Origin of the sequence: Leisingera sp. (genome assembly GCF_034669605.1) — a bacterium.
Taxonomy (GTDB): Bacteria; Pseudomonadota; Alphaproteobacteria; order Rhodobacterales; family Rhodobacteraceae; genus Leisingera.
Genome location: NZ_JAXMOX010000122.1, coordinates 1 through 14,032 on the forward strand (window position 1 = coordinate 1; position 14,032 = coordinate 14,032).

Sequence of the window (14,032 nt, forward strand, 5' to 3'; positions counted from 1 at the left end):
GCACCTCGCGGGCGCGGGCTTCGGCCTGCGCGCGGGGCATCGCCTGGTGGATCAGAATCGTCTCCATCACCTGATCGCCGATGGTTTTGACCGGGTTCAGCGCGGTCATCGGCTCTTGGAACACCATGCCGATGGACTGGCCGCGGATGGCGCACATCTGCGTCTCGGACTGCTCCAGCAGCTGGGTTCCGTTCAGGGTGATGTAGCCCTTGGCGTGGACTGTTTCCGGCAGCAGCTGCATGATGGCCAGCGCGGTCATCGACTTGCCGGATCCGCTCTCGCCGGTGACGGCGACGGTTTCGCCCGGATCGACGTGGAAGCAGACGTCCTTCAGCACCTGAAAAGCGCCGATCCTGACCGACAGGCTGGTGATATCAAGCAGGGTCATGCGCGCGCCACCCGCAGCTTCGGGTCCAGCCAGTCGCGCAACCCGTCACCCAGCAGGTTAAGCCCCAGCACGGTGAGGATGATGGCAGTGCCTGGCACCAGCGCCAGGTGCGGGGCAAAGCTGACCATGGTCTGCGCGTCCGCCAGCATCCGGCCCCAGCTGGGTGTGGGCGGCTGGGCACCGAGGCCGACATAGCTGAGCCCCGCCTCCGCCAGGATGCCCAGCGAGAACTGGATGGTGCCCTGCACGATCAAAAGGTTCATCACATTGGGCAGGATGTGCTCGGCCGAGATTCGCGCGGCCCCCTTGCCGGCAACCCGCGCGGCGAGAATGAACTCGCGCTCCCACAGCGACAGCGCTGCGCCGCGGGTGATGCGGGCAAAGACGGGGATGTTGAAAATGCCGATGGCGATGATGGCGTTGACGGCACCGGCGCCAAGGACCGCGGTGATCAGGATGGCAATCACCAGCGAAGGGAAGGCAAAGACCAGATCATTGCCGCGCATGATCCCCTCATCCAGCCAGGTGCCCTTGCGCGCCGCAGCCGCAAGGCCCAGCGGCACACCGGCGCCCATGCCGATGCCGACAGCCACCAGCGCCACCGCGATGGAGGTGCGGGCGCCGACCATGATCATCGACATCAGGTCGCGGCCGAAATGATCGGTGCCCAGCCAGTGCTGCGCATTGGGCGGCTGCAGCTTGGCGGGGATGTTCATGGCTGCGTGGTCAAAGGGGGTCCACAGGAACGACACCAGCGCCGCCAGCAAAACCAGCGCCGACAGCGCGCCGCCAAGGATCAGGCCGCGGGTCATGTCCGGCTCCTCAGCCGCGGGTCCACCAGCGCATAGGCTAGATCGACCAGGAAATTCACCGTGATCACCGCAAAGACCAGCAGCATCACCACCGATTCCACCACGATCAGATCCCGCGCCGAAATCGCCTGGAACACCAGCCGCCCAAGGCCGGGCAGAAAAAACACCTGCTCGATGATGATGGCGCCCGCAAGCAGGAAGGAGAATTGCAGGCCGATGATGGTCAGCACCGGGATCAGCGCATTGCGGACCCCGTGCCGCCACAGGGCCTGGCGCCGGGTCAGCCCCTTGGCGCGGGCGGTGCGCATGAAGTCTTCGCCGAGAATGTCCAGGAGTGCAGAGCGCATCACCCGGGTCAGGATCGCCGCCTGCGGCAGCGCCAGCGCGATGGCGGGCAGGGTGAGCGCATGAAGACCCGCCCAAAGCCCGGCCTCCCAGCCGGGAAAGCCGCCGGCCCCGAACCAGCGCAAGTTGATGGCAAAGACCAGCACCAGCATCATCGCAAACCAGAAATTCGGCACCGCAACGCCCAGCTGGGTGGCGCCCACCACCGCCATGCCGCCCGGCTTGCCGCGGCGGGCGGCGGCATAGATGCCGGCCGGAAAGGCGATCAGGGTGGACAGGGTCAGCGCATATAGCGCCAGCGGCAGCGACACCCACAGCCGGTCGGCGATCATCTCCGCAACCGGCGTGCGGTAGGTATAGGAGGTGCCGAAATCGCCGCCCAGCAGACCCGCGGCCCATGTCAGGTAACGGGCCGCCTTGCCCTGATCCAGCCCCAGCTCTGCCCGAAGGGCCGCAACCGTATCGGGCTGCGCATTGACCCCCAGCATAAAGGCCGCAGGATCGCCCGGCGCCACCTCCACCACAAGAAAGATCACCAGCGAGGCAACGGCCAGGCTGACGATCAGCGACAACAGGCGTTTCAGGGCATAACGCAGCATGGCCGCCACGTTAGGAGCGCAGCGCAGCGCGGTCCAGAGGAGATGCCGAGAGCAGAGCCAAAAAAGGAAATAACCTCCCGTTCTCAGCGGGTTGAATGTGCAGCATTTGAAAATTTGCGCGGGTATCGCACAGATCACGGGGGCCGCGCCTGCGGCTTGTTTCCGGACGGGGTCTTCCGCATTGCGGGCCGGGCAGGCTATCACATGCTTCATGCTGGCGCGTCCCTTGTTCATCGGATCGGAAATCTACCGTGGCTCTTCTTATGGCGGCACCCACCCCCTGCGGGTGCCGCGGGTGTCGACCGTAATGGACCTGTCCCGGGCGCTGGGCTGGCTGCCGGACGGGGCCTATGTGAATTCCCCGCGGGCGAAACCGGCGGTGCTGACGGCCTGGCACACGCCGGAATATGTGGCGGCGCTGCAGGCGGCCGAGGCGGCGCAGGCCGTAACCGGTGCGGTGCGCGCGCGGCATCATCTGGGGACGATCTCGAACCCGGTGTTTCCGGAGATTTTCCGCCGCCCGGCCACCGCGGCGGGCGGGTCGGTCCTGGCCGGGGAGCTGCTGGCGGATGGCGGCATTGTCTATAACCCGGCGGGCGGCACCCACCACGGGATGCCGGACCGGGCCAACGGCTTCTGTTATCTGAACGATCCGGTGCTGGCGATGCTGTCGCTGCGCCACCACGGCGCGCAGCGGATCGCCTATGTGGACATTGACGCCCATCATGCGGACGGGGTGGAGCATGGCTTTGCCGGCGATGCGGAGGTGCTGATGATCTCGGTGCATGAGGAAAACCTGTGGCCCAAGACCGGCAGGCTGACCGAGGATGCAGGCGGGTCGGCGCTGAACCTGCCGGTGCCGCGCGGCTTCAACGATGACGAAATGGCCCATATCCGCGACGGGCTGATCCTGCCCGCGGTCGCGGCCTTTGCGCCGGATGCCATTGTACTGCAATGCGGAGCGGATGCGGTGACGGAAGACCCGCTGCCGCATCTGGATCTTTCGAACAACGCCCACTGGTCGGTGGTGCGGGCGCTGATGGGAATGGCGCCGCGGTATCTGGTGCTGGGCGGCGGCGGCTATAACCCGTGGTCGGTGGGGCGGCTGTGGACCGGGGTCTGGGCCGTGCTGAACGGCTTCGAGGTGCCGCAGCGGCTGCCGCAGGCAGGCGAGGACGTGCTGCGCGGACTGGAGTTCAACGGCAACCGCCTGGGCCGCAATCCGCCGGAGCATTGGTTCACAACGCTCAGGGATCAGCCGCGCGGCGGGGCGGTGCGGCAGGAGATCCGGGAGCGGGTGAAATACTTGCGGGCAAGGCGGCTATTATAGCCCGGCCTATCGGCCGGGCGGTCTTCTTGCATTGCAGGCTCTACTCCGCCCAGCTGATCGCGGTCAGGTCGATGGCGGCTGTGGGGGCGTTCTCCCACAGCCCCTGCAGCCCGGCCTTGGCGATGCCCAGCTTGGCCAGCTGGAACAGGTAGCCGTTGACATAATCCGCCGAAATCATCTCCTGCGCCTCTTGCAGCAGCGCGGCGCGGGCGTCGGGATCGGTGGTGGCGTTCAGCTTGGCCATCAGCTCCTGAAAGGCTTTGCTGTCATACTGGAAGTAGTAATCGGGCCGGGCGTAGATGCCGATGTCCATCGGCTCGGTATGGCTGACGATGGTCAGGCCGAAGTTCTTGCCGCGGAACACCGTCTCCAGCCATTGCGCCCATTCCACGTTGACGATCTCGGCCCGGATTCCTACTGCGGCCAGCTGCGCCGCCACAATCTCACCGCCGCGGCGGGCATAGGAGGGCGGCGGCAGGTGCAGGGTGGTCTCGAAACCCTCGGCCAGGCCAGCTTCGGCCAGCAGCGCCTTGGCTGTCTCCGGGGCAAAGGCAGAATTGCCGGTCAGGTCTGTGTAGGCCGGGTTGTGCGGTGCAAAATGGCTGCCGATGGGGGTGCCATAGCCGAACATCGCGCCGTCTATGATCGCCTGCCGGTCAATGGCATGGGCCACCGCCTGGCGCACGCGCAGATCGTCGAACGGCGGCTGCTTGTTGTTGATGGACAGGATCGTCTCACCCTCGGTTGAGCCCACCAGCACCTGGAACCGTGGATCGGCCTCGAACTGCGGCAGGTTCTCCGGCGCTGGGAAATTGTCAAAGGCGTCGATATCCTCGGCCATCATCGCGGCAAACGCAGCGGTCGGGTCGGAGATGAACTTGAAGGTGGCCGACGCCAGTGCGGGCTGTTCGCCCCAGTACTCCGGATTGCGGGCCAGGCTGATCCGGTCGCCCTGCACCCATTCCTGGAAGGTATAGGCGCCAGTGCCGACCGGGGCGGTCTTGATATCTTCGATGCTTTCGGGCGCGACAATCACCGCATCGCCCCAGGCAAGATTGAACAGGAAACCGCCGTTCGGGGCGTCCAGCGTGACTTTGACGGTATGCGGATCCACCGCCTCCACCGATGAAATCCCCTCGAACAGTGTCTTTTGTGCGTTGGTGCTGTCGTCGGCGCGGGCACGGTCGAGCGAGAATTTCACGTCCTCCGCATCCATCGCGCTGCCGTCATGAAAGGTCACGCCCGCACGCAAGTGAAAGGTATAGACAGTGCCGTCTTCGGAAATTTCCCAGCTTTCGGCCAGGCCGGGCACCACAGATCCATCGCCCATGAACCGGGTCAGCCCTTCGAAAATGTTGCTGTAAACCACCGAGTCGATGGCCTGAGCCGCGGCGCTGGTCGGGTCCAGATGCGGCGGCTCCAGCTGCAGCGCAATGGTGACGCTGTCCTTGGCCCAGGCGCTGCCTGCCGCCAGTGCAAGCGCCGAACCGGCGGCGAAAACGTAGGATCTGAAAGCCATCGGAAAACTCCCTGTGTGCAAAATACGGGCCGGTTATGGCGCCTATTGGAAACGAGTTTCCCCTTTTCCCAAGCGTAATCAAGGCCGGGCGGCATTTCGCGCACTGGAAGCACGCGGCGTTAATTGATAATCCGTGTCCACTCTTGAACCGCGGACAGGACACCATGAGCGCAACAGCCAAGAAACAGGCGCCCAACGCCGAAGACATCCGGGCCCGCAAGGGCGGCACGCCGCTGGTGAGCCTGACAGCCTATACCACGCCGATGGCGCGGCTGATGGACAAGCACTGCGATTTCGTGCTGGTCGGCGACAGCGTCGGCATGGTGCTGCACGGCCTGGCCTCGACCCTGGGCGTGACGATGGAGATGATGATTATGCACGGCCAGGCGGTGGCGCGCGGGCTGGAACAGGCGATGCTGGTCATCGACATGCCGTTCGGGTCCTACGAGGAAGGCCCGCAGCAGGCGTTCCGCAATGCCGCCCGGCTGATGGCCGAGACCGGCTGCGCCGCGGTCAAGCTGGAGGGCGGTGTCGAGATGGCCGAGACCATCCGCTTTCTGGTCAAGCGCGGCATTCCGGTGATGGCGCATATTGGTCTCACGCCGCAGTCGATCAACACCCTTGGCGGCTACAAGGTGCAGGGCCGCGATACGCAAGCAGAGGCGGTTCTGGCGGATGCCCGTGCCGTGGCGGCGGCCGGGGCGTTTTCGGTGGTGCTGGAAAAGGTGCCGCAGAAACTGGCCGACAAGATCACCGCCGAGGTTGCCATTCCCACTATCGGCATCGGCGCCAGTGCCGGATGCGACGGGCAGATCCTGGTGGTCGACGACATGCTGGGCTTTTTCACCGCCTTCAAGCCGAAATTCGTGAAACGCTACGCCGATCTTGGCCCGCTGGCCGAGGCCGGCATTGCGGAATACGCCGCCGAGGTGCGCGCCCGCAGCTTCCCGGCGGCGGAACATGTCTTTGCCGATCAGGCGCCCTCCAAAGGATGACTTCCGATATGACTGCTCCTATCCTGCGCCGCCTGCCGGACCTGCGCGCCAAGACGGCAGATTGGCGCCGCGCCGGTGAAACCATTGCCGTGGTGCCCACCATGGGGGCGCTGCACGCGGGCCACCTGTCGCTGGTGGCGGCGGCCAAGGACGCCTGTGACCGCGTGATCGTCACAATCTTCGTGAACCCCAAGCAGTTCAACACACCGGAAGACCTGGAAAACTATCCCCGGACCGAAGCTGACGACGCGCAAAAGCTCGCGCATCTGGGGGTGGATCTGATCTATGTCCCGGACCCGGATCAGATCTATCCGGACGGCTATGCCACCAATGTCTCGGTCGGCGGCAGCATCACGGATGTGATGGAGGGGCCCTTTCGCCCCGGCCATTTCGACGGGGTGGCAACGGTGGTGGCCAAGCTGTTCCTGCAGACCAGCGCGGACAAGGCGTTTTTCGGCCAGAAGGATTACCAGCAGCTGATGGTGGTGACCCGGATGGCCCGCGACCTGGATATCCCGATCGAAGTCGTTGGTTGCGAAACCGTGCGCGAGGCGTCGGGGCTGGCGATGTCCTCGCGCAATCTGCGCCTGTCCGAGGACCAGCTGGCGCGGGCGGCCGCTCTGAATGCGGCAATGCGGGAGGCCGCTGCCAAGGCATCGGCGGGAGCCCCCTGGGCGCCGCTCGAGGCCGCCGCGCGCAAAACACTGGCCGAGAGCGGGTTCGGCGAAGTGGAGTATTTCGACCTGCGTTGCGCCGGGACGCTGGAAGCCCTGGAGACACCCGCCCGGCCTGCCCGTCTGCTGGCCGCCGCCTGGATGGGAAACATCCGGCTGATCGACAATATCGAAGTTCATCAACTAAAATCTTAGTAGGGACTGGCAGCGGTAACACATTTGCGTTTATGCTTCCCGGTCAGAGGAGACTGGAGGGCAGCAGATGACCTATATTCTGGCAATTGATCAGGGCACCACGTCGACCCGGGCAATCCTGTTTGATGCGGGCATGCAGGTCGCGGGCACCGCGCAGCAGGAGTTCACCCAGCATTACCCGCAGGCGGGCTGGGTGGAGCACGACCCCGAGGAGATCTGGGACACCACCGTCGCGGTCTGCCGCAAGGTGATGGCGGAGCTGGATGTCTCTGCCCCGGATATCGCCGGCATCGGCATTACCAACCAGCGCGAAACCACCGTGGTCTGGGACAAGGCTAGCGGCAAGGCGATCCACAATGCCATCGTCTGGCAGGACCGCCGCACCGCCGCCATTTGCGAGCAGCTGCGCCAGGACGGCCATGAGGACATCGTCACCGAACGCACCGGGCTGCTGCTCGATCCCTATTTCTCCGGCACCAAGGTGAAGTGGATCCTCGACCTGGTGCCCGGCGCGCGGGACAAAGCGGCGGCAGGGGATCTGCTGTTCGGCACGGTGGACAGCTTCCTGATCTGGCGCCTCACCGGCGGCGCGTCGCATGTGACCGATGCCACCAATGCCGCGCGCACGCTGATGTATGACATCCGCAAGGGCTGCTGGAGCCGCACCATCAGCGACCTTTTGGAGGTGCCGCAGCAGATGCTGCCGGAGGTGAAGGACAGCGCTGCCGATTTCGGCACCACCGATCCGGAGATCCTGGGCGGCGCTGTTCCGATTCTGGGCGTGGCCGGCGACCAGCAGGCGGCCACCATCGGCCAGGCCTGCTTCCGCCCGGGGATGATGAAATCCACCTATGGCACCGGCTGTTTTGCCCTGTTGAACACCGGCGATGCGCCGGTGGTGTCGAAGAACCGGATGCTGACCACCATCGCCTATCAGCTGGACGGCAAGCCGACCTATGCGCTGGAAGGTTCGATCTTCATCGCCGGGGCCGCGGTGCAATGGCTGCGCGACGGGCTGGGGATTATCGAACAGGCATCCGACTCGGGCGAGCTGGCGCTGCGGGCGGATCCGGGCCAGGACGTGATCCTGGTGCCCGCCTTCACCGGCCTTGGCGCGCCTTACTGGCAGCCGGAGTGCCGCGGCGCGGTGTTCGGCCTCACCCGCAATTCCGGCCCGGCGGAATTTGCCCGCGCAGCCCTGCAAAGCGTCGCCTATCAGACCCGCGATCTCTATGAGGCGATGCGGGCCGACTGGGAGGACGACAGCCATCACACCGTGACCCTGCGCGTCGATGGCGGCATGAGCGCCAGCGACTGGACCATGCAAAGCCTCGCCGACCTGCTGGGGGCCGCTGTCGACCGCCCGGTGATGCAGGAAACCACCGCGCTGGGCGCGGCCTGGCTGGCGGGGATGCGGGCCGGGATCTATCCGGACCAGACGGGTTTTGCCGATACCTGGAAGCTCGACCGCCAGTTCGTGCCGCTGATGCAGCCTGCCGCCCGCCAGGCGGCCTATGCCCGCTGGCAGCGTGCCGTGCAGGCGGTGATCGGGGTCTGACTGCTTGCGAATAGGGCAGGGCGGGGGGCTCCCGCCTGTTCCTGCCCATTCACAGAATGGGCCACACAGTTGGGCGTGGCGCCGCGCTTTGCGCGGCGTTTTCTGTTTGCTGAGAAGCGATTGAAGGTCAGGACTGCCCTTCAATGCGCCTTTCTGACTCTGTGTCCGCCCCTCCGCGCCTCAAGAGTGAACCGTGCCTGCGGCACGGCGGCTGGGCCGCCCTTGACCCGCGGCTGGCCGCGGGCGCGCCTTAGTAGCTGACGCGGGCGCCTGCCGGGATGGTGGGGGGGCGGGCGTTCAGCCCCTCGATGGAAAAACCAGCAATCGACTTGTACTTGGCTGCATGGGCAGCCAGCTCCGCCTGCGGGATCACCTCGCCGATATCCGTGAAGTTGCCGCCGCAGAGATCCTCGACCCGCTGCAGCACTCCGTCCGGCCCGCTGCCTGCGCGATTGGCACGGCCCACGGCCGTGGTCAGCGGGCGCAGTTCTGCCTCATAGGCCTGCAGCGCCTTTGCCGTCACGCCGTGTTCCAGCAGCCGCGCACCGATCACCCGCGCATCGACGATGGCCTGGCTGGCGCCGTTCGATCCGACCGGATAGGTCGGATGCGCCGCGTCGCCCATCAGGGTCGCATTGCCGATCGTCCAGCTGTCCAGCGGATCACGGTCCACCATCGGGTATTCATAGACAACGTCCGCCCCCCGGATCAGCGCCGGCACATCGATCCAGCCGAACCGCCACTCCGCAAAGTCGGGCAGGAAGTCATTGATATCCGCAGGCCGGTTCCAGTCCTCCCGGCGCCAAGGCGCGGAAGGGTCAAAGCTCTTTTCCGCAATCCAGTTCATTGCAACGCGGCCCGCCGCGTCCGGTGCCGAGATCGGATAGGCCACCAGCCGCAAGTGGTCGTGCCCGATCATCGCCATCGCCGCGCCGCCCTTGAAGGCAGGCGCGCAGGCGGTGGCGCGCCACAGGATGCGGCCGTTCCAGACCGGGGCGCCCTCCTCCGGCACCATCTGCGCGCGCAGGGCGGAGTGGATGCCATCCGCGGCTATCACCAGGGAGCCGTCAACCCGCCGCCCGTCCGCCAGCAGCAAAGCAGCGCCGCCCGCAGTGTTCTCAAACCCCGCCGCCCGTGCTCCGGTTTCGATGCACTCCGGCCCGGCGCGCTCCATCAGCGCGCGGTACAGCAGCATTTGCAATTCGCCCCGGTGCACCGAGAACTGCGGCCAGGCATAGCCTGCGCTGGTGCCGCGGGGCTCCTCCCAGATGGTGTTGCCAAGCTTGCTGTAAAACCCCAGCTGCCGGGTCCGCACGCCGATGGCGTCCAGCTCCGCCTCCAGCCCCAGATCCAGCAGCTCCCGCACCGCGTTGGGCTGCAGGTTGATACCGACGCCCATCGGTTTCAGTTCCCGGGCGGCCTCAAAGATGCGGAACGGCACCCCGATCTGATGCAGTGTGAGCCCCAGTGACAGCCCGGCTATGCCGCCGCCGGCGATGAGAATGGACATATTAAGTATACTCCCTAATTGTGCGGGCACATAACCACAGCGCGCGGCCGCAGGCAATCCGGCAATAAGGGAAAGCGGTCAGCGCCGCCCGGCGATCATCAGGTCAGGCCCGAAAATCACATCCGCATAATTGTGCAGATAGATTTTCAGCCACGGCGTGAAACGCTCCGGGTGGCGGCTCACTTCGGCCAAAAGGTCATGGTATTCGACCCAGCGGGTCTCCATCACCTCATCCGGGTCGGGGGTGATAGTCAGGGGGCGGTGGGCATGGGCCAGAAAGACATCGACGGCCTCATGTTCGATCAGGCCATTGCCGACATCGGCGCGGTATTCCAGGTGATGGCGGAACTCGGGATAGAGACCCGTCAGCCCCAATTCCTCACGCATCCGCCGCACGGCGCAGGCCGAAGGCTGTTCATCCCACATCGGGTGGGTGCAGCAGGTGTTCGCCCAGAGGCCGGGCGTGTGGTATTTGCCCATCGCCCGGCGCTGCATCAGGATATCCACGCCTTTGACCACAAAGACGGACACCGCCTTGTGCTTCAGTCCGCGCTCATGCGCGGCGAGCTTGTCCACCGGTGTCAAATCGCCGTTCACCCAGGCGGGGATCATGTGGCTCATACTGTGTCCATGACGGTTCTTTTGCGGGGCGGCCTGCCGCAACTGCGATGGCCTGGCTCCTACCGCTAACGTCTGCGGGTGACGAAAGCAATTACGCGAAAAGCCGCGGCGAAAATGCCGCGGCTCTGTGGCCGGTCTGTCAAAAAGACCTTATTCGGAAGCGGCTTCTGCGGCGTCCCCGGTTGCGGCGTCCTCCGCCGGCGCCGGGCCGTGGCCGGCCAGGAAGGCAAAGATATCCTCGCCGCCCTTCTTCAGGCGGAAGGACATTTTCGACTTGGCTTTGGCGTTGCCGGTTTCGGCCTGCAGGAATTTCTTGGGATCGGTGGTGAAGCTGACGAACTTCTCTTCGTCCCAGACCAGCCCGGCTTCGCCTGCCGCAACCAGGTCGTCGCTGTAATTGAAGCCTTCAACGCTGCCCGCGGTGCGGCCTGCCAGGCCCCACAGGTTGGGGCCGGTCTTGCCGCCCTTCACGATCACATCGCCGCTGTCCGAAACGACCGTGTGGCAGGATTTGCATTTGTTGAACCCCTTCTCACCCTTGGCCGGGTCGCCTTCGGCAAAGGCTGGGGCGGCGAGGAGGCCGAAAACGGCGGCTGTCACGAGAAGTTTCATATTGCTTGCTCCGGTTTTGAGTTGGCAGGTTTGACTCATGATCCAATAGCCTGCGGTGTCAACAGGCAGTTTGACGCGCATCAATGCCATGGCAGGACGTTGCGGAGGTTCAGGGCGCCGCCCAGCAGGGCAGCAGATCGCCGGGTTCCGGACGGGCGTGAGAGATGGCGCGGGCGATGGCGCGGCTGAGGCACAGCGCGGCGGCATGGCAGAGCGGCCCAAGCTCTGCATCCGGGTGTGCCAGGGCGCGGGCGCCAGTGCTGGCGGCAAAGACCAGATCGCCGTCGCCGGGCGCGTGGGCCGGCACGATGGCGCGGCCGATGCCATCATGGGCGGCGGTGGCCAGCCGCTGGCACTGCGCCTTGCTGAGTACGGCATCGGTGGCAACGATGGCGATGGTGGTATTGGCGCGTTCTTCCGGCAGGCGGGCATTGCCCAGCGTCTGCATGGCGGCCAGCTTGCGGCTCTCCAGGCTTCGGCCCAGCCCGGCTGCGGGGTCCGGGCCCAATCCGCCGAATTCATCCCCGATTTCAAACGGCGCCGCCCAGAAATGCCGCTCACCCGGCGTGGTGACGGCGCCCAGCGGGTTGGCGGCCACCAGCGCCCCCACGGTCACGCCGCTGTCCAGAACCAGCGAGGCCGACCCCAGCCCGCCCTTCAGCATCGCGGTCAGCGCGCCTGTGCCCGCACCAAAAGTGCCAAGATCAAACGCCCCTGCCGCGGCTTTGAACGCCGCCCGGCCCAGGGCGCGGTAGGGGTTTTCCTCCCATGCCTTGTCGCCGCCGTTCAGCAGATCGAACAGGATCGCGCCCGGCACCAGCGGCACCCGCGCCGGGCCCACCGGAAAGCCGCGGCCCTGGCTGTGCAGCGCATCCATCACGCCGGAGCAGGCATCCAGCCCAAAGGCCGAGCCGCCGGAAAGCACCAGCGCGTCGATCTTTGCAACCGATTTGTCCGGCGCCAGCAAATCCGTCTCCCGCGTCCCCGGTGCGCCGCCCATCACATGAACGGATGCCGCGAAGGGCCTGTCCGAGGTCAGCACCGTAGTGCCGGATTTCAGCGCCGTATCCTGCGCATTGCCGACCAGGATACCGGGCACGTCAGTGATCAGGTTCCGGGGGCCGGGGGTCATATGCAGCGCCCTCCGTCCACTTCCATTGCCACACCGGTCACCATGCCGGCCTCGTCCGAACACAGGTAGCAGGCCGCGTTGCCCATGTCTTCGGGGGTGGAAAAGCGGCCGATGGGGATGGTCGACAGGAACTTGGCGCGCATTTCGGGGGTGTCTTCGCCCATGAAGGTTTTCAACAGCGGCGTTTCCCCGGCCACCGGGTTGATCGCATTGGCCCGCACGCCGTGCGGCGCCAGTTCCACCGCCATGGTTTTGGTGGCGGTGATCATCCAGCCCTTGGAGGCATTGTACCAGTTGAGGTTGGGCCGCGGCGACACGCCGGCGGTGGAGGCGACGTTCAGGATCGCGCCGGTCTGCCGCGCCTTCATATGCGGCACCAGGGCGCGGGCGGTCAGGTAGACGGACTTCATGTTGACGGCCATCACCCGGTCGAAATCATCCTCGGCGATTTCCTCCAGCGGCGCGGGCAGATGGGTGACCCCGGCATTGTTGACCAGAATGTCGAGGTGGCCAAAGGCGGCAAGCGCGGCCTCTGCCATCGCATTGACCGAGGCGCCGTCGGAGACATCCACCTTATGGGCGGTGGCGTTGCCGCCCAGTTCGGCGGCCAGTTCCGCAGCCGCGGCGCCATTGATGTCGGCGATCATCACCCGCGCGCCTTCCGCCACGAACTTGCGCGCAATCCCGGCACCAAAGCCCGAGGCGCCGCCGGTCACGATGGCGGTCTTTCCTGCCAGCCGCATGATTTTATCCTCCCTGCTGTTTTGCCAGCAGCATGGGCGGAGCGGGCGGCGGGTGCAATCCGCTGGATCAATCCGGGTCGATTTTACCGCGCGTCGCTTTCAGCCCGCCGCGCTGTTTCTTGGCCTCAAGCCGCCGCTTGACCGAGCCGCGGGTCGGTTTGGTGGCAATCCGCCGCTTTGGCGCCACCAGCGCCTTGCGCACCAGCTCGGCCAGCCGTTCGCGCACAATCTCGCGGTTGCGCTGCTGCGACCGGGTCTCGTCGCATTGCAGGATGATGGCGCCTTCCTTGGTCCAGCGGCGCCCGGCCAGCCGTTTCAGCCGGGTCTTGACCGCGGCCGTCAGCGCAGGCGAGCGTTCGGCCTCGAACCGCAGTTCCACTGCGGTGGCCACTTTGTTCACATTCTGGCCGCCGGGGCCCGAGGCGCGGACAAAGCTTTCGGTGACTTCCCAGTCCTGCAGGGTGATTTGCGCGTTAACGTGGATCATGGCTCTTTATGAAACGCGCTTTGCAAAAACGAAAGGGCTGTCCCTTACACGCGGGGACAGCCCTTCGAGATGATAGGAGGTGCGCCGGTTAGGTCAGCACCAATTCAGGGGTCTATACGCACCAAGGGCTGCCTCGGCCGCACACCTTCTGAACTGTTCCGGCACTGCTCTCCATAGCTTCTCTAGACAATGGGCACCTCCTTTCTGAATGTTTCGTGTGACTTCAGCCTGCCACAGATTCGGCAGATGTCAAAACAAAATCATGTGGTCTTTTCAGTCAGTTTACGCACGATGATGCGGAACGGCACAAGCGCCAGCAGCGCAAGCGACAATTTCACCATCCAGTCGGCCGCCGCCAGCGAGACCCACAGCGGCGCCAACGGGCCGCGGCCCAGCAGCGGCAGCACCAACATAAAGTGGTCGAAGAATTCGTCACCGCCTATCCTGATACCCTGCCCGAAAAGGCGCGCAGCGCCCTGCTGCGCATTGCCGAAGAGGTGCTGCGCAACGAG

14 protein-coding genes and 1 pseudogene are annotated in these 14,032 nt (G+C 65.5%); 4 read left to right on the forward strand and 11 right to left on the reverse strand.

The window, feature by feature from the left end:
• The 3 genes from VOI29_RS15195 to VOI29_RS15205 all read right to left on the reverse strand — a co-directional run.
• A partial coding sequence (locus VOI29_RS15195) for an ATP-binding cassette domain-containing protein (protein ID WP_323780312.1) occupies positions 1–388 on the reverse strand: 388 nt, incomplete at its 3' end.
• Positions 385–1,200, reverse strand: coding sequence for an ABC transporter permease (locus VOI29_RS15200; protein ID WP_323780315.1), 816 nt, complete (start codon positions 1,198–1,200; stop codon positions 385–387). The genes VOI29_RS15195 and VOI29_RS15200, both read right to left, overlap by 4 nt.
• A complete protein-coding gene (locus VOI29_RS15205) occupies positions 1,197–2,144 on the reverse strand; it encodes an ABC transporter permease (RefSeq protein WP_323780318.1) in 948 nt (315 codons plus the stop codon). The genes VOI29_RS15200 and VOI29_RS15205 overlap by 4 nt, the downstream gene beginning before the upstream one ends.
• Before the next feature lie 211 nt (positions 2,145–2,355).
• Between VOI29_RS15205 and VOI29_RS15210 the strand changes: the two genes are divergently transcribed.
• Positions 2,356–3,474, forward strand: a complete 1,119-nt coding sequence (locus VOI29_RS15210) for an acetoin utilization protein AcuC (RefSeq protein ID WP_323780321.1) — start codon at positions 2,356–2,358, stop codon at positions 3,472–3,474.
• A 40-nt stretch (positions 3,475–3,514) separates the two neighbouring features.
• On the opposite strand, the gene VOI29_RS15215 is transcribed toward VOI29_RS15210, so the two are convergent.
• Positions 3,515–4,993 (reverse strand): ABC transporter substrate-binding protein, encoded by a 1,479-nt coding sequence (locus VOI29_RS15215; protein ID WP_323780324.1) that lies wholly within the window; start codon positions 4,991–4,993, stop codon positions 3,515–3,517.
• A gap of 164 nt (positions 4,994–5,157) precedes the next feature.
• On the opposite strand from VOI29_RS15215, the gene panB reads away from it, so the two are divergent.
• The 3 genes from panB (at position 5,158) to glpK (ending at position 8,415) form a co-directional block, all read left to right on the forward strand.
• Complete coding sequence (gene panB, locus VOI29_RS15220; RefSeq protein WP_323780327.1) at positions 5,158–5,988, forward strand: 3-methyl-2-oxobutanoate hydroxymethyltransferase; 831 nt, start codon at positions 5,158–5,160, stop codon at positions 5,986–5,988.
• A gap of 8 nt (positions 5,989–5,996) precedes the next feature.
• Entirely contained in the window at positions 5,997–6,857 is an 861-nt protein-coding gene (gene panC, locus VOI29_RS15225; protein ID WP_323780330.1) for a pantoate--beta-alanine ligase, read from the forward strand.
• A 67-nt stretch (positions 6,858–6,924) separates the two neighbouring features.
• The gene (glpK, locus tag VOI29_RS15230) at positions 6,925–8,415 is read left to right on the forward strand and encodes a glycerol kinase GlpK (protein WP_323780333.1); all 1,491 of its coding nucleotides are present in this window, start codon (positions 6,925–6,927) and stop codon (positions 8,413–8,415) included.
• Between the two features lie 250 nt (positions 8,416–8,665).
• On the opposite strand, the gene VOI29_RS15235 is transcribed toward glpK, so the two are convergent.
• From VOI29_RS15235 to VOI29_RS15265, 7 genes and pseudogenes are all read right to left on the reverse strand, one after another.
• A complete protein-coding gene (locus VOI29_RS15235; protein WP_323780337.1) occupies positions 8,666–9,925 on the reverse strand; it encodes a flavin-dependent oxidoreductase in 1,260 nt (419 codons plus the stop codon).
• Between the two features lie 78 nt (positions 9,926–10,003).
• Positions 10,004–10,546, reverse strand: coding sequence for an isopentenyl-diphosphate Delta-isomerase (idi, locus tag VOI29_RS15240; protein ID WP_323780339.1), 543 nt, complete (start codon positions 10,544–10,546; stop codon positions 10,004–10,006).
• A gap of 150 nt (positions 10,547–10,696) precedes the next feature.
• Complete coding sequence (locus VOI29_RS15245) at positions 10,697–11,158, reverse strand: cytochrome C (protein WP_323780341.1); 462 nt, start codon at positions 11,156–11,158, stop codon at positions 10,697–10,699.
• Positions 11,159–11,267: 109 nt separating this feature from the next.
• Positions 11,268–12,290, reverse strand: a complete 1,023-nt coding sequence (locus VOI29_RS15250) for a P1 family peptidase (RefSeq protein WP_323780345.1) — start codon at positions 12,288–12,290, stop codon at positions 11,268–11,270.
• Complete coding sequence (locus tag VOI29_RS15255; protein WP_323780348.1) at positions 12,287–13,033, reverse strand: SDR family oxidoreductase; 747 nt, start codon at positions 13,031–13,033, stop codon at positions 12,287–12,289. Before VOI29_RS15255 ends, VOI29_RS15250 begins: the two co-directional genes overlap by 4 nt.
• Positions 13,034–13,100: 67 nt before the next feature.
• A complete protein-coding gene (gene arfB / locus VOI29_RS15260; protein ID WP_323780350.1) occupies positions 13,101–13,520 on the reverse strand; it encodes an alternative ribosome rescue aminoacyl-tRNA hydrolase ArfB in 420 nt (139 codons plus the stop codon).
• Between the two features lie 260 nt (positions 13,521–13,780).
• A pseudogene (locus VOI29_RS15265) lies at positions 13,781–14,032 on the reverse strand (hypothetical protein); the annotation flags it as partial.